Genomic DNA, 21236 nt, shown 5'->3' with positions numbered 1-21236 from the left:
GTCCTCAGGGTTTTAAAGGGGAGGACTTCGCGGGGGAGGGCTTCAAGGAGCGGGCCGCCCGGCGGCCAGATCGGCCCAGACGACGCGGCCGCGTCCGCTGTCGTCGGGCCGGACCCCCCAGGCCTTGGACAGCGCGCCCACGAGCAGCAGCCCCCGGCCGCTCTCCTCGTCCGCCCCGCTGCACCGCGCCCGCGGCTCCGTCGGGGTGCGGCCCTGATCGGCCACCTCTATGCGCAGATGCGCGCCGAGCACCCTCAGCTGACAGCTGACGTTCGCGCTGTCCGTGTGCCGGACGGCGTTGGTGAAGAGCTCGGAGACCACCAACTGGGCGTCGTCGCACGCCACTTCGTCGATGCCCCACTCCCGCAGCTGGGCGAGGACCCGTTTTCGCGCGGCGGCCACCGAGGCGCCGCGGGCCGGGAAGTGGAAGGCGTCCTGCAGACGCGCGGCCATGGAACAGCCGAAGCGCCCGAGCGAAGGTGCGTCATGGGAGGGGACCACGCCGTAACTATGTGCGATACGGCTCATGTGTGGCAAGGTTCAATCTGTAAATTGCAGAATCGTCAGAGCAGTCTGTCGGCTGCGGGGGAGCGCGTGACAGACTGCGGGCACCTGACGGTGTGTCCGACGGCCGGTGGGCCATGGAGGGGGAGGAACAGTGGCGGAAGCGCGTCCGGCGGGCGCCCCGACCGTGCTGCGGGTCGTCCTCGGCAAGCGGCTGCACGACCTGCGGGAGAAGGCCGGGCTCAGCTACGAGCAGGCGGGCCGCGCCCTCGACGTCACGCACGCCACCGTCCGCAGGATGGAGAAGGCCGAAGTCGGCCTGAAGCTCCCGTACGTGGAGAAGCTCCTGCGCGTCTACGGCGTCACCGACCCCGCCGAGGTCGAGGGCTTCCTCGACCTCGCGCGCGAGGCCAACCGCCCCGGCTGGTGGCACCGCTTCCGGGACGTCCTGCCCGAGTGGTTCAGCGCGTTCGTCAGCCTGGAGGGCGAGGCCAACCTCATCCGGGCCTACGAACCGCACTACGTCCCGGGCCTGCTGCAGACCGAGCGCTACGCACGCGCCGTGCTCCGCGCCGGCCAGCCGCACGCCCCCGAGGCCGACATCGAGCGCGCGGTCGCCGTCCGCCGGGAGCGCCAGTCGCTGCTCACCCGAGAGGACGCGCCGCTGCTGTGGGTGGTGATGGACGAGACCGTGCTGCGCCGGCCCATCGGCGGGCCGGACATCATGCGCGAGCAGGTCTCCCGGCTCGCCGAGGCCACCGCCATGCCCAACGTACGGCTGCAGATCATGCCGTTCGCCGCCGGGCCGCACCCGGCGATGTACGGACCGTTCCACATCTTCCGGTTCCCGCTCCCGGAGCTCCCGGACATCGCGTACGCCGAAAACCTCGTCGGTGCCTCGTACTTCGACCAGCGCGAGGATGTCTCGGCCTTCCTGGAGGCGCTGGACCGGATGTGCGCGCAGGCCGCGCCGGCACAGACCACCGAGGCAGTCCTGGGTGGGATTCGTAAGGAGATCTGAACCATGGATCGCATCTACAACGGCATGCCCGCCACCGACCTCGGCACCGAGGGGTGGAGCAAGCCGTGGAGCGGCGGCAACGGGGGCTCGTGCGTCGAGGCGCTGCTGCTGGGCGACGGCCGGATCGCCCTGCGCCAGTCCACCGACCCCGGGGGCCCCGCGCTGATCTACACGCGTCACGAGATGGAGAGCTTCATCAACGGCGCCAAGGCCGGGGCGGCGGACTTCCTGCTCGCCGGCTCGGGCGCCGCCTGCGACTGAGCCGGGGGGGGCCCGCGGCCGCCCCCCCCGCGCCTTCCCCACCGTGCAACCAACGGATCGGAGCACCGCATGAACCAGCAGGGCTTCGCCGCCGAGGACATCGACACCAGCAGGCCGCACCCGGCCCGGATGTACGACTACTACCTCGGCGGCTGGGACAACTACGAGGTCGACCGGCAGGCCGCCGAGCACGTCATACGGGCCCACCCGCAGGTGCGGCTCTCCGCTCGGGCCAACCGGGCCTTCCTGCAGCGGGCCGTGCGGGAGGTCGTCCGCGCCGGAGTCCGGCAGATCATCGACGTCGGCACGGGCATCCCCACCTCGCCCAACACCCACGAGGTGGCGCGGGAGGCCGCCCCGGACGTGCGGGTGGCCTACGTCGACAACGACCCCATCGTCGCCACGCACGCGGGCGCCAAGCTCACCGGCACCGGGCAGGCGGGCTTCGTCCTCGGCGACGTGCGCGACCCGGAGGCGATCCTCGCCCGCCCCGAGGTGCGCGAACTGATCGACTTCGGCGAGCCGGTGGCGCTGCTGCTCGTCGCCGTCCTCCACTTCGTCACCGACGAGGAGGACCCGGCGGGCATCGTCGCCGCCTTCGCGGACGCCCTGCCCGCCGGCAGCCACCTCGTGCTCTCCCACGCCACCGCCGAGCCGTACGAGGGCTACGCGGGCGGCTACACGGACGTGAAGGCCCGCGACAGCGTCGTCGGCACGTACAAGAACGCCACCGCCGGCCTCAACCTGCGCGACCGCGCCGCCGTCGAACCGCTCTTCGGCCCCTTCGAGCTCCTGGACCCGGGCCTGGTCCGCGTGCCGCTCTGGCGGCCCGACGGGCCGGTGCCGGGCCCCGAGGAGCTCAACGACACGATCTTCTACGGGGGAGTGGGCCGCAAGGGGTGAGCGGGCCTGCCGACGTCCGGCGCGGTATCGCGCCCCGTCAGGGGCGCGGGGAACCGCGCGACCAGCCGCAGACGGCCCGCAGCCGGACGACCGGCTCCGCGGACCGGACCGCCGGCCGCCGTCCGGCCCGCGAAGCTACCGGCTCGCCGCCGACCGGTCCGCCTGCGGGCGGGCCGCGGCGGCCGGTATGTCGCAGGTGTCCTTGAAGCCCTGGCTGTGCAGGCCCAGCGCCGCGTTGGTGCGCGAGCGGAGGTTCTCCACGGCGATCATCGAGGTCAGCTCGACGAAGGCGGCATCGCCCAGGCGCTGCCGCAGCCGCTCCGCCAGGTCGTCCTCGACGGTCGGCGGAGTGGCCGTCATCGCCTCGGCGTATTCGAGGACATCCCGCTCCAGCGGGGTGTACGCGTCGCTGTCGCGCCACACCGGCACGTCGCGCAGCTTCTCCTGCGGCATGCCCTGCCCGTGGCCGAGCCAGTAGCCGAAGTCGATGCACCACGAGCAGCCGATGGCCGCCGCCGACGCCATCTCGGCCAGCAGCTTCAGCTGCGGGTCGAGCTTCTTCCACCGGCCCACCGACAGCTCGAAGCGGGACGTCGTCAGCAGCACACGCCGGTTGTGGGCGAGGGCCATCAGCGGCTCCAGCACCTTGCCGTAGGCGCGCCTGCTGTACCACTCCGTGATCCGGACGAGCGGGGTGCGCTCCGGGGTGAGCGAGATCCTGGCCATGGCTGGTTCCTCCGTAGCTGTGGTGGCGCGTAGCTGTGGTGGCGCTTCTACCTCTACGACGGATCGGACCGGTGGATGTGTGACATCGCGCCGCCCGCTTCACCCTGTGACCGTCGTCACATCGCGTGATCGGTCGCGCAGGGCGCCGCCCTACGCTGGTCGCATGGACGAGCTCTTCCCCCGGCCCCGGTCGTGATCGCGCCGGGCGCCGTCCACGTCCCCGGCTGGCTGGACCTCCCCGCCCAGCAGCGCCTGCTCGCCGACTGCCGCGACTGGGCCCGCCCGCCCGCCGGGCTGCGGAGCGTGCGCATGCCCAGCGGCGGGCAGATGTCCGTCCGCATGGTCTGCCTGGGCTGGCACTGGTACCCGTACGGCTACGCCCGCACAGTCGTCGACGGCGACGGCGCGCCGGTCAAGCCCTTCCCCGCCTCGCTGGCGCGGCTGGCCGCGCAGGCCGTCACCGACGCGTACGGCGATGAGCCCCCGGAGTGCCCGGAGTCCGCCCCTGCCGCTTACGACATCGCCCTGATCAACTACTACGACCGCGGCGCGGCGATGGGCATGCACCGGGACAGCGACGAGAAGTCCACGGCCCCCGTCGTCTCGCTCAGCCTCGGCGACAGCTGCGTCTTCCGTTTCGGCAACACCCGCACCCGCAACCGCCCGTGGACCGACGTCGAACTGCGCAGCGGTGACCTGTTCGTCTTCGGCGGACCCTCGCGCCGGGCCTTCCACGGCGTGCCCCGCACCCTCCCCGGCACCGGGCCCGCCGCGCTCGGGCTCACCGGCCGGCTGAACGTCACCCTCCGGGTCAGCGGGCTCTGAGCGCCCGGAAAACGGAGGGGAAGGCCCCGTAAAAAATCACGTGCGGGAGGGGGCGCGACCCTGCACAGTGGGTCCCCGGCAGTGCGCCGGCCGCGCGTCCGGGCTCATATCACGGGGGTGAGCCCGGGCGGCGGCAGCCGGGAAGACCTCCGGCGCCCACGCCCCGGAACAGCCCTCCGGGGGCCGCCCGGGCAGCCGCCCGGCCGGGGCAGATAATGGCGTGACCTGGCCGCATTCGCCCCTGGAGGTGCCGTGACCGGCTTCCGCCTCACCAGCTCACCGCTCGACGCCCTGCGCCCGGCCGCGTTCGGCGCCGACCCGTCCGGGGAGCGGATGGCGCGCATCCGGCGGTCGCCGCACTTCGCCGACGGCGTGTTCACCAACCCCGTCGGCGCCCGGCGCACGCCCTCCGGCGCGATGCTGAAGTTCCTGCCCACGTACTTCCGTGCCGAGGAGCGCGCCCGCCGGGCGCCCGCCGGCACGGTCCCGGTCCACCCGACCACCGTGGCCGACCTGGCCGTCCCCGCGGCCTCGGGGCTGCGGCTCACCTGGATGGGCCACTCCAGCGTCCTCGCCGAGATCGACGGCGCCCGGGTGCTCTTCGACCCCGTCTGGTCCGAGCGCTGCTCGCCCTTCGCGTTCGCGGGCCCGAAGCGGCTGCACCCGGTGCCCGTGCCGCTGCGCGAGACCGGGCCGCTCGACGCCGTGGTCATCTCCCACGACCACTACGACCACCTCGACATGCCGACCGTCCGCGCCCTCGCCCGCGGCACCGGCGCGCGCTTCGTCGTACCGCTCGGTGTCGGCGCCCACCTGGAGCACTGGGGCGTGCCCGCGGACCGGATCACCGAGCTCGACTGGCACGAGTCGGTGCGCCTCGCCGGCCTCACGTTCACCGCCACCCCCGCCCGTCACTTCTGTGGCCGCGCGCTGCGCAACACCCAGCACACGCTCTGGGCCTCCTGGGTGGTGGCCGGCGCGGAGCACCGCGTCTTCCACAGCGGCGACACCGGCTACTTCCCCGGCTTCCAGGACATCGGCGCGCAGTACGGGCCGTTCGACGCCACGATGGTGCAGGTCGGCGCGTACTCGGAGTTCTGGGCGGACATCCACATGACGCCGGAGGAGGGGGTGCGGGCCCACGCCGACCTGCAGGGCGGCGACGCCTCGCGCGGCGTTATGCTGCCGATCCACTGGGGCACGTTCAATCTGGCGCCGCACCCGTGGGAGGAGCCCGCCGAGGGCTCCGTCGCGGCGGGCGGCCGCCGGGGCGCGCGCGTCGCGGTGCCGCGCCCGGGCCTGCCGTTCGAACCGACGGGCACCCTCCCGGTCGCCCCGTGGTGGCGGGAGGTGGCCGTACGCCCGGCGAGGGACGTGACGAAGCCGACCGCGGCGCCGGAGCCGGCACCGGCACCGGAGGTGTCGCTGGGGGCGTGAGCGCGGGGCGCTTGCCGCCACCGCGCAAGGCCGGGCCGGGCCGTGCACTCCGCACCCGGGGCCGGGGCAGACGGTGATCCCGCCGCCGCGGCGCGCGCCCCCCACCACGTGACCGGCGGTGCCGTACCGGGCTGGAGCGCGCCCGGGCCGCCGCACCGCCGCCCGTCACAGGTGAAGTTCGACGTCGCAGCAGGAGTCCCGCCGGAGCTGCCGTGACACGGCGAGCCACGTGTCCGCGGCCCGGACCCCCGTCGATGACGACGACGGCGACGGCGCCGGAAGCCCGTCGGCCGCCTCGTACTCCGCCACCAGCCGCGCCGCCTCGAACGGCACCCCGCCCCGCAGCACGGAAACCGTCCGCACCAGCGCGTCGAAGTCCGCGAACGGGTCCCCGTCCACCACCGTCACGTCCGCGAGCTTGCCGGGCTCCAGCGTGCCCAGGTCCCGGTCCGCGCCGAAGACCCGCGCCGGCAGCACCGTAGCGGTGCGCAGCGCCTGTGCCGGGGACAGCCCGTACCGGTGGAGCGCCCGCAGCCCCAGGTGCAACGAGAGACCCACCGGCACCAGAGGGGCGTCCGTGCCCAGTGCGACGAGGCCGCCGCCCGCCAGCACCCGGCGGTAGACGCCGGTCTCGCGCTCCAGGGTCGCCAGCTGGTCGGCGGTCGGCGGCGCGGCCGCGGTCCGCCGGACGACCTCCACGTCCCACGGCGGCATCATCCGCGTCACCCGCGGGTCCCGCGCCAGCGCGGGCGCTTCGCCGAGCAGCGGCACGGACGTGAAGATCGTGGCGACGAGGTGGAAGCCGCCGTGGGTGTAGACCTCCTCCACGTCCTGGTACGCGCGCCCCGACGCGCTCGTCGCGTGCCCGAACTCCAGCCGCTGCGTGGCCTGCAGATGCGTCGTCAGGTCCTGGCCGAGCTGGACCCCCGGCGACAGCAGGTGGCTGCCGGTACGGACCCCGAGCCGGTCGTGCGCGAAGCGTGCCGCTTCCTGCATCAGCCAGCCGGGCGCGCGGACGTAGGTCTTCACGAAGTCCCAGTCGAGGGCCTCGGCGCGGGAGAGGGAGCGGCGCAGCCCCTCGCGGGTGCGGTGCGTGCGGCCCATGCTGTACGCGACGCGCGCGCCGTCGAGGAGCTCGCCGGTGGCCAGCAGCCGCGGCCCGGCGAGCTCGCCCGCTGCCACGGCCTCGCGGATGCGGGCCTGCTCGTGGGCGCCTCCGCCGAACGAGACCGCCGTGGTGATCCCGTACGCGAGCTGCAGCGCCGTCTGCCGGCCGCCGTAGGTGTTCTGGTACGGGTGGGTGTGGGTGTCCCACAGGCCGGGGATGACCGTGCCGGACGACGCGTCGACGGTGCGCGCGGCGCCGCGCCGCGCCCGGTGGGGCTCGACGGCGGCGATGCGGCCGTCGCGGACCACGAGGTCGACGTCCTCGCGGACCGCCTCGCCCGTGCCGTCCCAGAAGCGGCCGGCGTGCACGACCGTGTCGGCGGGCACCGGGCGCCGGTAGTCGAGGGAGACACGGACGGTGCGGACGGCGCGGGCGGAGCCGCCGTCGACGTCCAGCAGCCGCAGGCGGCCCGCGGAGAGGTAGAGGAGCGTGCGGGAGTCCGCAGCCCAGGAGGGGTCCTCGGCCGCCTCGTCCGTCAGCCGGCGGGGCTCGCCGTCCGGGGCGCCGTCGGGCCGCACGGGCAGCAGCCACAGCGCGGACTCGGCGATCACCGCCATGTGCCGCCCGTCGGGCGACCAGACGGGCCCGGAGCCGTAGCGGTCGCTGAGGGAGACGTGCGGGGCGAGCGCGTGCAGCCGGGAGCCGCCGCCGGCCGTGTCGATCACGCGGATGAGGTTGTAGCCCTCGCGGAACCGCTGGTTCAGCCGGTTGCGGTCGCACAGGGCGAGGTAGCGGCCGTCCGGCGACCAGCTCGGCCGCCCGGGCAGCCCGCCGCCGCCCAGGGGGGCCGCGAGGACCCGGTCCGTACCGGCGGCGAGGTCCCGTACGACGAGGTTCCCGGCCAGGTCGAGGGCCGCGAGTCTGCCGCCGTCGGGCGACAGGACGGGGTACGCGCGGCCGCCCTCGGCCAGCACGGTGTCCTCGCCGGACGCGAGGTCGTGACGGCGCGCGGCGAGCAGCCCGCCGCTGTCGCCCGCGTACACGAGCGAGCGCCCGTCGGGGCTCCACGCGGGCCCGTAGGGGTAGCGGGTGGGGTCGGCCTTGACGACCCGGCGCGGCGGCCGCCCGCCCGCCACGTCGGCGACCCAGAGCGCGTTGAGCGCACCGAACGCGACCCGGCGGCCGTCGGGCGACAGCGCGGGAAAGTGCAGCGAGCGCACCGCGTGCACACCACCGGCGTCGAGGTCGTACCGCTTGGTGCGGTAGCGCGGCCGGGACACGGCGAGCCGCCCGGCGAAGGGGACGACCTCGGCCTCGCGCGGCGCCTGCGGGCGGACCACGCGGAACGTCCCGCTGACCGTGAGCAGCAGCTCGCCGGACCGTGTCCAGCGCGGCGGTACGGGCTCGACGTCCCCGTCGATCGCCACCGGCTCCCCGTCCACGACGAGCGTGCAGCCGGCCGCGGGGGCGGGGGTCGTGCGGAGGTAGGCGAGCCGGCCGTCCGGGGCGACCGCCGGCGTCATGATCTGCCCGGCCGCGGATCCGGTGTGCTCGACCCGCACCGGCCCGTGCCCGTCGGCGGGCACGGACGCGACCGTACGGGCCTCCAGGGCGGTGCCGGCGAGGCGCCCGCGGACGAACAGAAGCCGCGCCCCGTCCGGCGACCACACCGGGTCGAAGTCCTCCCACGCGCCGTCCTGCAGCGGCCCCTCCTGCCCGCGCACCCCGGTGACCTGCGTGAGCGCACCCGTCCGCACGTCCACCACCCACACCCGGTACGGGCTTCCCGCCACGGGATCCCCGCCGCGCTCGGAGGCGAACGCGATCCGCGTGCCGTCGGGAGACCAGGCGGGCCCGCGGTCGTCCCACGGCCCGTCCGTGACCTGCCGCAGACCGCTGCCGTCGGTCCGCAGCGTCCAGATGTGGAAGCCCCCGCCCCGGTACGCACAGACGGCGAGCTGCCGGCCGTCCGGCGAGTGCACGGGCCGGGTCGGCTCCAGATCCGCCGGAGTGATCGCGACGGCCTCCCCGCCCTTGCGGGGCAGGGACCACAGCACGTTCTGCACCTCGGCGACGAGCCGGTCCCCGGCGGGCGCGAGGCTGGCCGCCCCGTTGGTGGCGGCCGTGAACGACAGCACCCCGCCCCCGGCGGCAGCCGCCGCGGCCACGGCCCCGGGCAGGGCCCCGGCAACCCCGGCCGCCGCCGCGGTACCGGCCGCGGCCTGCAGGAACCTGCGCCGGGAGAGAGCGGAAGAGGGAGTCGGGGCGGCGTCCGAGGTTGCCAACAGTCCTCCTGGGGCGGGGGAGTTGCGCGCGTCGCGAGCGACGTCCGAAGGCCTGATGGTCCCACGGGGGCCGGGAGGGGGGTCAACACCGCGTAAGGAAAGGAGTGGGGAGCGGCGAAGGAGCCGGTAGAGACACCTCGCCCAAATCCCGCAAACAAGACATTCGTGGACGATCGTCGCAGGGAAAGGCGTGCGCGATCACCCGCTGAAGTGCGGTATTGTTCTCGTGCGCGGTCGGCGAGGGCGAAAGCCCGGGCCGGGCAAGCACCGGGACGTGGCGCAGTTTGGTAGCGCACTTGACTGGGGGTCAAGGGGTCGTGGGTTCAAATCCCGCCGTCCCGACACGGTGAAAACACCCTCTGATATGGGAGAAATCCCAGGTCAGAGGGTGTTTTGCGTATGCCCGGCGGCAGGTGGCGGGCGATGACGTGCAACGCGCAGCGCCCCGGTTCGAGCCGGGCTCACCGATCCGCTTCTGCGCCCTGAAAGGCTGAGCGGTTCAGCCGCTCCGGGTTCCGGCGCCGCAGCACCAGCAGTGCGCCCGCCCCCAGCGCCAGCCATGCGCCCACGGCCGCGCCCGCGTACGAGACCGGCGGTGCGAGCGGGGTGACGAAGGAGAACGCCGGCAGCCCGGCGGCGGTGAGCAGGGCCGGTACGAGGGCGGCGCTCGCCAGGGCGGGGACGAGGAGGTGGCGTACGGGCCGGAGGAGCCCCGGACGGCGCAGGAAGTAGCCCGCACAAGCCAGGTTGGCCGCGATGTACACGCCGACGACCACGATGACGACCCCTGTGGCGATCAGGTAGAACGCCGTGACCGGCCCGTACGCGAAGCCCAGTGCCAGGGCCACCGCGACGGTCACGACGGTCTGTGCCGCGAGGGCCGTCACCGGGGAACGGTGCCGGGGGTGGACGGTGGCCAGGAACCGCGGGAAGAGTCCGGCGCGGCCGTACGCGTAGGCCGTGCGCGTCGCCGCGTTGGCGCCCGCATTGGCGTTGGCGACGCAGGAGTTGACCACCGCCAGGAACACGGGTACCCACATCAGGCCGAAGGCCCCGCGGGCGACCCCGTCCCACGACGCGTCGCCGTCCGCACCGAAGCCCGCGAACCGGCCGGGACCGTAGTAGACGGTCATGGCGTAAGTGGTCAGGGCGTAGAAGGCGCCCACGCCCAGGGCCGCGCCGACCACGGCTCGCCGTACCGTCCGCCGGGGCCGGCGGGCTTCCTCGGCCAGGGGTGCGGCGGCCTCGAACCCCGCGAAGGCGAGCATGCAGTAGACCGATCCGGCGAGCACTCCGCCGGCGGGGGACTGGCCCGGGGCGGTGTGCGAAGGGGTGAAGACGGACAGGGTGTTGGCCTTTCCCGCCTGGACGATCAGCAGTGCCGCGAATACGACCAGGACGGCGATCTCGAAGGCGCCGAGAACGGTGCCGAGCCGTACGGAGGCCCGGATGCCCCGGTACCCGGCGGCGGCGACCGCCGCCGCACCGGCCAGGATCCACGGCCACCACAGGTCCGCCGGGTAGGCGGCCCACTGGCGGTGCAGCGTGCCCGCCATGGTGAAGCCGAGCTGGAGCAGCACCAGCGGTGGGACGAGTGCCTCGGCGAAGACGTACCCCCAGGCGACCAGGAAGCCGGCCGCGGGATGCAGGCCCCGGGCGGCGTAGGTCGCCACCGAGCCGGCGGCCGGCAGGTGCCGGGCGAGTTCGCCCAGGGCAGCCGCTGTGAGCAGCGAGGCGGCGAGGGCGAGGAGGACGGACAGCGGCAGGCTGCCTCCGGCGAAGGCCGCCCCGCCCGGGATCGAGGCCACCACGGCCGCCGCGGGCGCCATGGCCGTCACGCTCTGGAACAGCACCGCGGTCCCGCCCACGGCGTCGCGCCGCAGCCCGGCTCCCGTGTCGCTGCCTTCTGCGGTCGCCATCGCCGCCTCTCCCGTTGCCTTCAGCAGTCGGACATGCCGGTCGTGCGGAGGTGTGGACGTCACGGTAGTGGCGTGGTCGAGCGGGGCGGAAGGAGGCCGCCGGGGCCGAGGAGGGTGAGTTGCTAATGGAATTCATTTTCAATACTGTTCGTGCAGCACCATCACTCACCCAGGAGACCCTCATGGCCGTCCCGAAGCGGAAGATGTCCCGCAGCAACACCCGTCACCGCCGCGCCCAGTGGAAGGCCGCGACCGTCCAGCTGGTGCCCGTCACGATCGACGGCTCCGTCCACCGGGTCCCGCAGCGACTGGTGAAGGCGTACGAGCGGGGCCTGCTGCGGCCCGAGGGCTGACGGGGATGACTGTGCCGACGCACGACCGCCGGCTGCCGGTGACCGTCCTGTCCGGATTTCTCGGCGCCGGCAAGACCACCTTGCTCAATCACGTCCTCGGCAACCGCGAGGGACTGCGCGTCGCGGTCATCGTCAACGACATGAGCGAGGTCAACATCGACGCGGCGCTCGTCCGCGGCGGGGAGGCGGCCCTCTCCCGTACGGAGGAGCGGCTGGTCGAGATGACCAACGGGTGCATCTGCTGCACCCTGCGCGACGACCTGCTGGAGGAGGCGGACAGGCTGGCCCGGGAGGACCGCTTCGACTACCTCCTCATCGAGTCCAGCGGGATCTCCGAGCCCATGCCCGTCGCCGCCACGTTCTCCTTCCCCCGCGACGACGGCGCCACCCTCGGGGACCTGGCCCGCCTCGACACCATGGTCACCGTCGTCGACGCCGCCGGCTTCCTGCCGGAACTGGAGAGCGGGGACGAACTCGCCGCGCGCGGGCTCGACCAGTACGAGGACGACGAACGCACCGTCAGCGACCTCCTGATGGACCAGGTCGAGTTCGCGGACGTGATCGTCCTCAACAAGCTCGACCTCGTCGGGCCGGACGAAGCCGCCCGCCTCCGGGCCGCGCTGTCCCGCCTCAACCCCGCCGCCCGGCTCGTGCCCGCCGTCCGCGGCCGCCTGCCCCTCGGTGCGGTCCTGGGCACGGGTCTGTTCGACCTCGACCGCGCGCAGCAGGCCGCAGGCTGGGTGAAGGAGATCAACGGCGACCACGTGCCGGAGACGGAGGAGTACGGCATCTCCTCCACCGTCTTCCGCTCCGAGCGCGCCTTCCATCCCGGCCGGTTGTGGACGTTCGTCACCGAGGGGCTCGACAGCGGCGACTACGGCCGCGTCCTGCGCTCCAAGGGATTCTTCCGGCTGGCCAGCCGTCCCCGTGTGACCGGCCTGTGGTCCCAGGCAGGATCCGTGGCCCGCTTCGAGCCGTCGGGCGCCTGGGCGCCCGGCACCACGCAGGGCCAGGAACTGGTCTTCATCGGCACCGGCCTGCGGACCGAAGCCTTGCGGGCCGCTCTGGAAGGCTGCTTGCTCGCCGAGGGGGAGCCGGTCCCCTCCGAGGACGACTTCCCCGCCTGGGAGACGTACGGAACGGACGCCGCCTGCGAACACGAGCACGTTCCCGCCGAGGTGACCTGAGACCCGGGCCGGGCGGTGGTCACAGCCACGGCACCGCCCGGCTCGTCATTCCTCGTCCGCAGGCCCAGGCCTGGATGCAGTCATGTGGCCGGGTGACATCATGATGCCTCCGTGGTGGGGAGGGATCGATGGAAGAAGCCGTCCGAAGGGCACTGCTGATCGGTGCGGCCCGGGCGCCCGGCGCACTGAGCGCGTTCGAGCCCCTGGACGAAGCGGTCGAGGCGGACCTCGCGCTCATGGGGACCGCTCTCGAGGAGTCCGGGTACGAAGTGGACACACTCAGAGCGGCGGAGCGCACGGCCATCGCCGCGGGCATCCACGAAGCCGCGCGGAGCATCCCGGACGGCGGCACGCTCCTCGTCTACTTCACCGGGCACGGCATCCGCCTGGGCGGCACGGACTACCTGGTCCCGGCCGACGCGCGGGCACCGCGCGACGGCGACTGGCAGCAGCCGTACGCCGACTCCCTCCTCAGCTCCGACATCAGCCCCTATCTGCGCGCCTCCAGGGCCGGGACCGTGCTGTGGATCATCGATGCCTGCCGCGACAGCCTCACGGGCACGGCGGAACCCTTCGGCAGCCGCATCATCCAGGGACCGCCGACGGGCCGTTTCGCCGTCATGGCCGGCTGCTCGGCCGGCGAACGGTCGGGGTACACCCGGAAAGGCAGCTTCTTCACCCGGGGGCTGGCCGAGGCACTGGGCTCCATGTCGGCGCCGAGAACGGTCGAGGAGGTCTTCGACGCTGCCAAAGCCCGTACCTTCAGGGCCGCGAGACGGCAAGGGCTCACCCAGACCGCGTGGATCCGCTGTGGTACCGAACTCGACGGCGAGACGCGCCGCACCGAGATCTGCCGGGGCCGTCACCTCCTGGACGAGTGGCGGGCCGCTGTTCTCGACCAACGCCTGTGGAAGCACGCCGAACCGGCCCCCGAAGGGCTCGTGCCCCGGCTCCAGGAACGGCTCGCGTCAGTTGTCGGGGCCAGCGCGCGCACCGTCCACCAGGCGCAGCAGCGGCTGCCGGACCCATGGGCGGACGACGACTTTCCGCTGCGTGTGGTGGGGCGCGTGTTCGGGGATCTGCTCCCCGAGGGAGTACGGCTGAGCGCCGTGGAAGTGGCGGCACTCCTCTCCGCGCCGTTCCTCCATGAGGCCGTGTGGGCGGAGAGGCTGAGCCAGGCGGCGGAGATCGAGCCGGCGGCCGTCACGCACGATCCTTGCGCCGGCCCCCACCGCAGACACCTCGAACAGGTCTGGGACCACCACGCACAGGTGGCGGAGAAGCTCAAACGCTGCCGGCGGCAGGACCGCGAGGAGGACGAGCGGGCGCTGTCCCTGTGGCTGGTGCACCGCTGGATCGCCGAGCGCTTCGAGACGGACGAGCAGGCGGTGCCGGGAACGGCAGCCGACGGCTTTGCGCGAGCCCTGCTGGAGGCCAGGGAAGGCGAGGCGGCCCGGGCCGAGGAGCTTTCGCTCGCGTTGTGCGCCCTCGCCGCGGCGATCGCCCACCAGGCTCCCCTGGACAGTGTCGAGGACATGCAGCCCCTGGTGGTGCGCCTGCCGGAGAGCCGTAAGCCGCAGCTCCTGCGGCTGCGCCCGCTGGCGGCCCTGCTGCGGCTGGCGGCAGCGCTGGCCGCCGACGTGCGCACCCTGCCGGACATCATCGCCGAACATCTCGCGGTTTCCGACCCCGTACGTCCCGAAGCCGTCGTGGAGGCCGTACGGCACGCTCTGGACTGGACGCCGGACGGCGACAGCCTGCATATGGACATGCCCTGCCGGCACCAGGCGCTCCACGCAGCCATGACGGGAATGGCCGAACGCGCCGACCGGCTGGCGGCGGAGACGCGTCAGCTCGCGACGCGGCTTCCCCGTGACGAAGAGGACCTGCTGACGGCCGTGCCCGCCCGCGTCACGGCGCGCAAGCTGCGCCCGGAGACGCTGGGGGACGGCCGCGAGGCGTACGAGGTCCCGCTGCTGCGCTTCCATCTGGCGCAGACGGAAGTACGCGACTTGCTCATGGGCAACCAGCTGTACGGCGACTCCGCGCTGGCCGTGCGCGAGCTCTACCAGAACGCCATGGACGCGTGCCGCTACCGGGCCATGCGCTGGAAGTACCTGCGCCTCAAGGGACGCCAGACACTGGACTGGTCGGGCGAGATCACCATCGTGCAGGGCACGGACGAACGCGGCCGGTACATCGAGTGCCGGGACAACGGCGTCGGCATGAGCAAGGAACAGCTCATGAACACCTTCACCCGGGCCGGTAGCCGCTTCGAGCAGTCACGGACCTTCCGGCGCGAACAGGCGAGCTGGCTGCGGCTGGACCCCTCCCTGCGGCTCTACCCCAACAGCCGGTTCGGCATCGGCGTCTTCAGCTACTTCATGCTGGCCGACGAGATGACGATCGTCACGCGCGCCGTCAGCCCGGAGGGGAAGCCCGCCGAGCACGCCTTGCGCGTCGACATCCCGAGCAGCGGCAGCCTCTTCCGCATCCGGCGGCACGACGACGGCGAGGAGGGGGACGGGCTCCTGGCGGGCGGCACGCGCGTGCGGCTGTACCTGCGGAGCGGGGTGTCGGTGTCGTGTACACAGACCCTGCGCAAGCTGGTCCGGGTGAGCGAGTTCCGCCTGCGCGTCGGCGACGGGACGGGTAGGGAGGAGTCCTGGCTGCCTGGGGTGCTCTACGAAGACGGCAGGCCGAGTGACGGGCAGGAGGGGGTAACAGGTGTCCTGTGGTGGGTGAAGGAAAAGGGCGCCATCCTGTGCGACGGCATTGCGACCGACCAGGCGCCCTTCGGGTACGTCCTCAACCTCACCGGGCCTTACGCCGGCAGACTCAGCACGAACCGCAACAAGCTCCAGGACTACGACAGGGAATGGGCCCGGCACAACTGGCATGAGGGAGCGGCCGGTCTCCCGGAGTGGCCGTGCTTCACCATGAAGTGGCTGTGGGAACTGGAGAGTAAGCAACTTTCCGCTGCCAGAGCTGTGTGGAGCGTACTGCGCGGCAAATCAGTCCGCGTTCGCCACGAGTTCGAGTCGTACGACCTGGATGTCGTCGGCTGGTTCCATCCGGACAAGGCAGTCGTCGACTTCAGGCCGCAGCCGCTCCAGGGTGCGGAAGGCTGGGCGCAACCATGGCGTGCCGGAGCGCTCGGCGTTCGCTACGGGGCCCCGTGGAACTCCAGACCCCTTTCGTTGAACGGCTTCCCGGTTCCCGGCCCGGGGGACGCCAGACTCTTTACGCAGCCGTTGCAGGACTGGCGGGAAGCGATCCTTTGGGCGTACAGCAACCGTCGCACGGTTGCCGAGGCGATGCGTTCCATCCGACGGCTTCGGATCGTTCACCCGAATGTCGCTTCACCTCCCGTCGTTCCCGGAGATCTGACCTGGACGCCGCGCGTACTCGACACGCTGATCGCCGAGGGCCTGTCGGGGGAACTCGGCGCACAGGAATCACGCGGTCTTCCGGCACCGGACAGCAACGATCTCCGTGACCTGATCTGGGTCTCGTACGATACCGGCCGGCCTCTCGGCGAGCTGATGCAGGCGTGCTCACGCTACGCGCCGCTGCTCCGGATACCGGTCCCGGAAGTCCCCGACCGCCTTGAGCGCTATGTGTGCACGCGAGAGGACATCGACCTCCTCTACATCACCCGTGGTGCGGGCTCACGCCGCTCCACTCGGCGTGTCCGGCATCCCTGGGACGTGTGGACAGTGGCGCAGGAGCGCTCGGTGGACCCCCGTGAGGTGCTCGACAGGATGTCCGAGTTCCAATGGCTCGGCTGGTCACCGCCGGCCGATGCGGACGTTTTCGCCTGGACATCAGAAGATCTCGACGTTCTGGAAGTGCTCTGTGAGTACATCACCGTCGAAGCTGACGGCCGGCTGACGTTGCCCTGGGCGGCTACCTTCGCCGTTGCTGCTCAGGGCGTGCCGCAGGAGTGGGAGGGTGAGCTGGACGACGAGGCATGGGAATGGGAGGAGGACGGGACAACGCTATGGATGGCTGAGGAGTGGCTGGCTGGTTGCGCGGCGAGACTGGGTCTGGTCTACGAGCGACGTTTCACAGAAGACGATCCGAAGGGCGATCTTGTCCCGTCGGAAGAGGCGACCCAACTTGTCTCTGACGCTCATTCGAACGGATCTCTTGTGGAGCAGGGCCTCAACCTGGAGGATCTCGCACTCGCGCAGCCGTACAACATGGACTCCGACGACTTCGCCATGGTTGTCGGCGAGTTGCGCCTCGCCGGCATCTCCGTGCCGGAGAACATTGCTCTGCTCTGTGAGTGGAGGGATCTCCCCATGCGTACCCGCTACGTGTTTTCCGGGGAAGACCCCAACTGGGACGGAAACGACTACCCGACTCTGCCCACGGCCCCCGTGTTGATGACCGCTGGAGCGGAACTCAGCGAGTCTCTGGGTGAGATATGGGAACTCGCCAGGCGTGAAGCACCCCGATTCGGTGTTGACGTTCCGCCTCTTCCTGCGGGCCTCCGCGGCTTCACGCCCAGCCGGCACGAACAACTGGCGTTGACAGCCGGAGGCATGGTTGAAGAGGAAGACGGCGACGAACGCTTCGAGACCCCCCGCTGGCACCCCCTCACCGCCGGCGCCCTGGCCCGCTACGCCTTCGCCCGCGGACTGCCCCCGGCGCAGGCCTACGAGCGGCTCGCTCCCTTCCGTGAGATCGGCGCCCTCGTCCCGGAGCTCGCAACGGAGGATGTGAGCCGGCTCCCCCTCACCGTTCCCACCGAACACGACCTGCTCGCTCTGGAGCACGACCACCGCGTTTCCGCGCCCGGCGCGCCCCTCACCCCGCTCGACCTGGTCAGCATCGCGGGCCGGATCGGCGAACCCGTCGCCGAGACCTGGCGGCGCATCGAGCCCTATCTGGTGCTGGAGCCCGAAACCTGCATGCCGCCCGCCCCGGGCGTCGTTCCCCTCTGGCAGGACTTCGCCATCCTCTCCGTTCACCTGGACGGCCTGTTGCCCGCCCTGAGCGGCAGGGTCTCCGCTGATCACGTTGCGTTCGTCGCAGGCGAGGTCGGGGAGAGCGAGCAGTGGGTGTGGCGGCGCCTGGAGAGCTACGCGACGCTGTTCGGCCTGGACCTCGGCGAACGTGACCGACCTGACCGACCTGATGGAGTCCGCTGACCCATGACCCACGACTTCACGACCCCTTACGCCGAAGGCCCCCCGGTGCAGACCTCCGCCCCCTTCACCGTTCGCACCGCGCCCGACGGCCGGGAGGTGGTCGTCGAGGGACTCTGCCCCCGCTGCCAGGGCGCGACCGCCTCCCCGTTCCCCGTCGGTCTGCCCGGCGCCGGCGGCACCAAGGGCGTGCTGTCCCGGCTCCTCGGGCGGACCGCCGGGACGGACGCTGCCGGGGATGTCCTGGCCACTGAAGTGTTCTTCTGCGAGTGCGGCTACGCCCATCCCCAGCAGCCCGCCGACGTCCCGTTCGTCGGGTGCGGCGCCAGTTGGCGCGTCGTCGCCCCGCCGCCGGGCGGCGACGGCGCATGAGCGGCGCGCGGAACGAGCGGCGGTGGGCCGAGCTGGCCCGGGAGCTGGAGTTCACCCAGTTGCCCGAGCTGCGCCGGCAGGCGGAAGGATGGCGTACCGGGCTGACCGGGCTGACGGCGCTCATCACCGTGCTGGTCGTACTCAAAGGGCGCGACAACCTCGCGGACCTGCCTCCGGGGGCGCGTATGACCGCCACGGTTCTGCTCGGCTGCGCCTTTCTCGTGCTCGTCACCGGGGCCTTGCTGGCCGTCCGGGCGTCGCACGGGCGGCCGGGCGAGGAGATCGTCCTCGGCGGGCAGGCCCTGCGGCGGTGGACACGGCACGAGGTGGTCCGGGTCGGCAGGGCGCTGAAGGCCGCTGCGGTGTGCAGCGTGCTGGGGGTCGTTCTGGTCGCCGCCGCTGTGGCCACGGCATGGTCCACCGCGGGCGAGCGGGCGGCGGACCTGGTCCGGGTCCGCACGCCCTCGGGCACCGTGTGCGGTGAGCTCCGTGAGGCGGGGGCCGCAGGCGTGAGCGTATGGGTCACGGATGACGGCCGTCGTGAGCTGCGCGTGCTGCCCGCCGGGGCCGGTACGACGATCACGCCCGCCAAGGCCTGCCCGGCAATCTCCTCTTGAGACAGCCGTCCTACGGCGCCCCCCGCAAGCGCACTGCCAGGGCTGCGATGTCGTCGTCCAGGCCCGTGCTGGTGTGGGTGACGAGGTCGCGGTGGAGGGCGTCGAGGAGTTCTCGGGGGCGTTTCGGGGTCTGGTGGCGCATCCAGTCCGTGAGGGGGAAGAAGTCGCCGTTGCGGTCGCGGGCTTCGGTGACGCCGTCGGTGTAGAGGAGCAGCTGGTCCTCGGGGGTGAAGGTGAAGGTGTCGGTGCTGTAGCAGTCGCCGATGAGCCCCGCGAGGTTGAGCAGGGGGGCCGGGTCGGTGGGGCTCAGGACGCGGAGGCCGTCGCGGCCGCGGAGCAGTGGCGGGGGGTGGCCGCAGTTGAGGATCCTGAGCTTGCGGTCGTCGTGGGGGATCTCGACGAGGACGGCGGTGGAGAAGCGCTCGGCCAGGTCGTCCGGGGGGAACGCGGCGTTGTAGCGGGTGCTGCTGGCTTCCAGGCGGCGGGCGATGCCGGCGAGGTCGGGTTCGTCGTAGGCGGCCTCGCGGAAGGAGTTGACCACGGCCGCGGCCGTGCCGACGGCCGGCAGGCCCTTGCCGCGGACGTCGCCGATGAGGAGCCGGACCCCGTACGGCGTGTCGGCCACCTCGTAGAAGTCGCCGCCGATGCGGGCCTCGGCGGCGGCCGCGAGGTAGAGCGATTCGATCTCGACGGCGCCGAAGCGGCGCGGCATGGGGCTCAGGACGACCTGCTGGGCCGCGTCGGCGACGAGGCGGACCTGGAAGAGGGACTGCTCGCGCTGGAGCCGGACGTGGCTTCCGTAGGCGGCGGCGACGGTGACGGCGACGATCCCCGCCACCGTGTACCAGGCTCCCAGGCCGGGGAACACGAGGCTGAGGCCGATCATCAGCAGAAAGCAGACAGTCCCCAGCAGCACCGTGGGGAGCACGGGCCACATGGCGGCGGCGAGGGCGGGCGCCGCGGGGAGGATGCGGCTGAAGGCCATGTCCGGGGGAGTGGCGTACGCCAGGCCGGCGATGACCACGGTCAGGACCACCGGTGACAGCTGAACCGGAGACCACCGGCCCTGCGGGCGACGGGGTCGCGGCTGTCCGGGTTTGACCATGATACGTATCATATCCGGGCAACCTGGATGTATAGGTTTTTTGGTCGTGCGAGGGTTCCGCGCGGCTCGTTTTCGTTCATGGCCGGTTTGCCACCTGCCGCATGCCCCGCCGCGGGTGAGATACAGGTATCCGCGCGTAGACGGGCTGCGGAGGTGTGCGTTCCTGTGCGCCCGTCCGGGGGGTTCGTGAGGAGATCCGGGTGATGACGGGCCGGCGTCCGGCCCTTTGATCCCCTTCTGCCTCGCTCGCCTCACCCGCCACAACGGCAGGCGGCTCGCGCCCTCTTTAACCGTATGGAGGGGATTAAACCCGCTGAATGGGTGAATTAGTGGGTTTATTCAGCTTTGATATCCGGCCTTGATCCACCGACATCCACCGACCCTGGGAGAGCCCTTCATGGTGCCTGCGATGCCCGACGAAGAACGCGAACGATTCCTTGCCGACCTGCACGTCGGGGTGCTGGGCGTCACCGACACCGGTGACGGCCGCGCGCCGCTGCTCGTGCCCGTCTGGTACCGCTACGAGCCCGGCGGTGACGTCGTCGTGCAGACCGGGCGGGACACCGTCAAGGCGCGGCTGCTGCGGGCGGCCGGGCGGTTCAGCCTGTGCGTCCAGGACGAGCGGCCGCCCTACCGCTACGTGAGCGTGGAGGGCCCGGTCACCGCGGTCAACGACCCCGTGGACCCGGTGGAGCGCGATGCCATAGCCCACCGCTACCTCGACCCCGAGGAGGCCCGCGCCTATCTGAAGTCCACCGCCGCGCAGCTCGCCGAAGACGTCACCTTCCGGATGCGCCCGCAGCGCTGGCGCACCGCCAACTTCGCCGCCTTCGCCGCCGAGTTCAGCGAGGCCGACCGGATCGACCGGGACGGGTGAGAGCCGTGAGAACCGAGAGAACCGCCGGTCCCGACGCCACCGAACCCTCTCCGGAAGCGAGCCCGCACTCATGGCAGACCTGCACGCCCCGGCGCACCCCGCTCCCCTTACCCAGGACACCCCGCACACCCCGGACACTCCGCACGGCTACCCCCGGGAGCGCAGCCTCACCGAACTGTTCACGGCCCGGGCGGCCCTGCGCCCGCACGACCTCGCGGCGCGGCACCACGACCGCACCCTGACGTACGGGCAGCTCGCCGCCCGCTCCGACGACTTCGCCGCACGTCTGGCCGCCCACGGCATCGAGCCCGGTTCGCCGGTGGGCGTGTGCGGCAGCCGCTCCCTGGAGGCGCTCGTCGCCTTCCTCGGCATCCTCAAGGCGGGCTGCGCCTACGTGCCGCTCGACGAGGAGCTCCCGCCGGCCCGGCTGCGGGCCATGGCCGAGGACGCCGGCCTGCGCGCGGCCGCCGTCCTCCCCGGCAGCGGGCGGCGCATCCGCGGGCTGCCGACCCGGATCGAGGTCGACGCCGTGGACACCGCGGCGGAGCTCCCGGGTGCCCCCGCACCCGCCACCACGGCC

16 protein-coding genes, 1 tRNA gene and 1 pseudogene are annotated in these 21236 nt (G+C 72.5%); 13 read left to right on the top strand and 5 right to left on the bottom strand.

What is annotated here, in order from left to right; all coding sequences use genetic code 11:
- Nucleotides 1-42: 42 nt before the first annotated feature.
- The gene (locus ACSNOH_RS22095; RefSeq protein ID WP_436723148.1) at nucleotides 43-453 is read right to left on the bottom strand and encodes an ATP-binding protein; all 411 of its coding nucleotides are present in this window, start codon (nucleotides 451-453) and stop codon (nucleotides 43-45) included.
- Nucleotides 454-658: 205 nt separating this feature from the next.
- Between ACSNOH_RS22095 and ACSNOH_RS22090 the strand changes: the two genes are divergently transcribed.
- The 3 genes from ACSNOH_RS22090 to ACSNOH_RS22080 all read left to right on the top strand — a co-directional run bounded on the left by ACSNOH_RS22090 (nucleotide 659) and on the right by ACSNOH_RS22080 (nucleotide 2689).
- Nucleotides 659-1525: a helix-turn-helix domain-containing protein gene (locus tag ACSNOH_RS22090; RefSeq protein WP_436723147.1), complete on the top strand. Its 867-nt coding sequence runs from the start codon at nucleotides 659-661 to the stop codon at nucleotides 1523-1525.
- A gap of 3 nt (nucleotides 1526-1528) precedes the next feature.
- On the top strand, nucleotides 1529-1786 hold the full coding sequence (locus ACSNOH_RS22085; protein WP_359106432.1) for a DUF397 domain-containing protein: 258 nt from the start codon (nucleotides 1529-1531) through the stop codon (nucleotides 1784-1786).
- 69 nt (nucleotides 1787-1855) lie between these two features.
- The gene (locus ACSNOH_RS22080) at nucleotides 1856-2689 is read left to right on the top strand and encodes an SAM-dependent methyltransferase (protein ID WP_436723146.1); all 834 of its coding nucleotides are present in this window, start codon (nucleotides 1856-1858) and stop codon (nucleotides 2687-2689) included.
- 135 nt (nucleotides 2690-2824) lie between these two features.
- Here the strand turns inward: ACSNOH_RS22080 and ACSNOH_RS22075 are convergent, their stop codons facing one another.
- The gene (locus ACSNOH_RS22075; RefSeq protein WP_436723145.1) at nucleotides 2825-3415 is read right to left on the bottom strand and encodes a carboxymuconolactone decarboxylase family protein; all 591 of its coding nucleotides are present in this window, start codon (nucleotides 3413-3415) and stop codon (nucleotides 2825-2827) included.
- 163 nt (nucleotides 3416-3578) lie between these two features.
- Between ACSNOH_RS22075 and ACSNOH_RS22070 the strand changes: the two are divergent.
- Nucleotides 3579-4240, top strand: a pseudogene (locus tag ACSNOH_RS22070) (alpha-ketoglutarate-dependent dioxygenase AlkB family protein).
- Between the two features lie 252 nt (nucleotides 4241-4492).
- Complete coding sequence (locus ACSNOH_RS22065; RefSeq protein ID WP_436723144.1) at nucleotides 4493-5677, top strand: MBL fold metallo-hydrolase; 1185 nt, start codon at nucleotides 4493-4495, stop codon at nucleotides 5675-5677.
- A 165-nt stretch (nucleotides 5678-5842) separates the two neighbouring features.
- On the opposite strand, the gene ACSNOH_RS22060 is transcribed toward ACSNOH_RS22065, so the two are convergent.
- Nucleotides 5843-9070, bottom strand: a complete 3228-nt coding sequence (locus ACSNOH_RS22060) for an amidohydrolase family protein (RefSeq protein WP_436723143.1) — start codon at nucleotides 9068-9070, stop codon at nucleotides 5843-5845.
- A 268-nt stretch (nucleotides 9071-9338) separates the two neighbouring features.
- Between ACSNOH_RS22060 and ACSNOH_RS22055 the strand changes: the two genes are divergently transcribed.
- Nucleotides 9339-9412: transfer RNA gene (locus ACSNOH_RS22055), tRNA-Pro, on the top strand.
- Nucleotides 9413-9531: 119 nt separating this feature from the next.
- Here ACSNOH_RS22055 and ACSNOH_RS22050 read toward each other — a convergent pair.
- Nucleotides 9532-10989 (bottom strand): APC family permease, encoded by a 1458-nt coding sequence (locus ACSNOH_RS22050; RefSeq protein WP_436723142.1) that lies wholly within the window; start codon nucleotides 10987-10989, stop codon nucleotides 9532-9534.
- Nucleotides 10990-11171: 182 nt separating this feature from the next.
- On the opposite strand from ACSNOH_RS22050, the gene rpmF reads away from it, so the two are divergent.
- The 5 genes from rpmF to ACSNOH_RS22025 all read left to right on the top strand — a co-directional run bounded on the left by rpmF (nucleotide 11172) and on the right by ACSNOH_RS22025 (nucleotide 18674).
- Nucleotides 11172-11342, top strand: coding sequence for a 50S ribosomal protein L32 (gene rpmF / locus ACSNOH_RS22045; protein ID WP_436723141.1), 171 nt, complete (start codon nucleotides 11172-11174; stop codon nucleotides 11340-11342).
- A gap of 5 nt (nucleotides 11343-11347) precedes the next feature.
- On the top strand, nucleotides 11348-12529 hold the full coding sequence (locus ACSNOH_RS22040; RefSeq protein ID WP_436723140.1) for a GTP-binding protein: 1182 nt from the start codon (nucleotides 11348-11350) through the stop codon (nucleotides 12527-12529).
- A gap of 128 nt (nucleotides 12530-12657) precedes the next feature.
- Complete coding sequence (locus ACSNOH_RS22035) at nucleotides 12658-17688, top strand: HD domain-containing protein (RefSeq protein WP_436723139.1); 5031 nt, start codon at nucleotides 12658-12660, stop codon at nucleotides 17686-17688.
- Nucleotides 17689-17691: 3 nt separating this feature from the next.
- Nucleotides 17692-18057: a hypothetical protein gene (locus ACSNOH_RS22030; RefSeq protein WP_436723138.1), complete on the top strand. Its 366-nt coding sequence runs from the start codon at nucleotides 17692-17694 to the stop codon at nucleotides 18055-18057.
- The gene (locus tag ACSNOH_RS22025; protein WP_436723137.1) at nucleotides 18054-18674 is read left to right on the top strand and encodes a hypothetical protein; all 621 of its coding nucleotides are present in this window, start codon (nucleotides 18054-18056) and stop codon (nucleotides 18672-18674) included. Before ACSNOH_RS22030 ends, ACSNOH_RS22025 begins: the two co-directional genes overlap by 4 nt.
- Nucleotides 18675-18684: 10 nt before the next feature.
- Here ACSNOH_RS22025 and ACSNOH_RS22020 read toward each other — a convergent pair whose 3' ends face one another.
- The gene (locus ACSNOH_RS22020; RefSeq protein WP_436723136.1) at nucleotides 18685-19779 is read right to left on the bottom strand and encodes a PP2C family protein-serine/threonine phosphatase; all 1095 of its coding nucleotides are present in this window, start codon (nucleotides 19777-19779) and stop codon (nucleotides 18685-18687) included.
- A 409-nt stretch (nucleotides 19780-20188) separates the two neighbouring features.
- On the opposite strand from ACSNOH_RS22020, the gene ACSNOH_RS22015 reads away from it, so the two are divergent.
- Both ACSNOH_RS22015 and ACSNOH_RS22010 read left to right on the top strand, forming a co-directional pair.
- Nucleotides 20189-20656, top strand: a complete 468-nt coding sequence (locus ACSNOH_RS22015; protein WP_436723135.1) for a pyridoxamine 5'-phosphate oxidase family protein — start codon at nucleotides 20189-20191, stop codon at nucleotides 20654-20656.
- A gap of 70 nt (nucleotides 20657-20726) precedes the next feature.
- Nucleotides 20727-21236 (top strand): AMP-binding protein (locus ACSNOH_RS22010; protein WP_436723134.1); only part of this gene is annotated, 510 nt, incomplete at its 3' end.

It is taken from the genome of Streptomyces sp. URMC 127 (assembly GCF_051386535.1).
GTDB lineage: Bacteria > Actinomycetota > Actinomycetes > Streptomycetales > Streptomycetaceae > Streptomyces.
This window is presented reverse-complemented; position numbering and strand designations above follow the sequence as displayed.

Excerpts from the sequence above, each read along its gene's own strand:
- ACSNOH_RS22095 (WP_436723148.1), bottom strand. The coding sequence starts at position 453 with ATGGCCGCGCGTCTGCAGGACGCCTTCCACTTCCCGGCCCGCGGCGCC.
- ACSNOH_RS22085 (WP_359106432.1), top strand. The coding sequence starts at position 1,529 with ATGGATCGCATCTACAACGGCATGCCCGCCACCGACCTCGGCACCGAG.
- ACSNOH_RS22080 (WP_436723146.1), top strand. The coding sequence starts at position 1,856 with ATGAACCAGCAGGGCTTCGCCGCCGAGGACATCGACACCAGCAGGCCG.
- ACSNOH_RS22075 (WP_436723145.1), bottom strand. The coding sequence starts at position 3,415 with ATGGCCAGGATCTCGCTCACCCCGGAGCGCACCCCGCTCGTCCGGATC.
- ACSNOH_RS22050 (WP_436723142.1), bottom strand. The coding sequence starts at position 10,989 with ATGGCGACCGCAGAAGGCAGCGACACGGGAGCCGGGCTGCGGCGCGAC.
- rpmF (WP_436723141.1), top strand. The coding sequence starts at position 11,172 with ATGGCCGTCCCGAAGCGGAAGATGTCCCGCAGCAACACCCGTCACCGC.
- ACSNOH_RS22040 (WP_436723140.1), top strand. The coding sequence starts at position 11,348 with ATGACTGTGCCGACGCACGACCGCCGGCTGCCGGTGACCGTCCTGTCC.
- ACSNOH_RS22035 (WP_436723139.1), top strand. The coding sequence starts at position 12,658 with ATGGAAGAAGCCGTCCGAAGGGCACTGCTGATCGGTGCGGCCCGGGCG.
- ACSNOH_RS22030 (WP_436723138.1), top strand. The coding sequence starts at position 17,692 with ATGACCCACGACTTCACGACCCCTTACGCCGAAGGCCCCCCGGTGCAG.
- ACSNOH_RS22025 (WP_436723137.1), top strand. The coding sequence starts at position 18,054 with ATGAGCGGCGCGCGGAACGAGCGGCGGTGGGCCGAGCTGGCCCGGGAG.
- ACSNOH_RS22020 (WP_436723136.1), bottom strand. The coding sequence starts at position 19,779 with ATGGTCAAACCCGGACAGCCGCGACCCCGTCGCCCGCAGGGCCGGTGG.
- ACSNOH_RS22015 (WP_436723135.1), top strand. The coding sequence starts at position 20,189 with ATGCCCGACGAAGAACGCGAACGATTCCTTGCCGACCTGCACGTCGGG.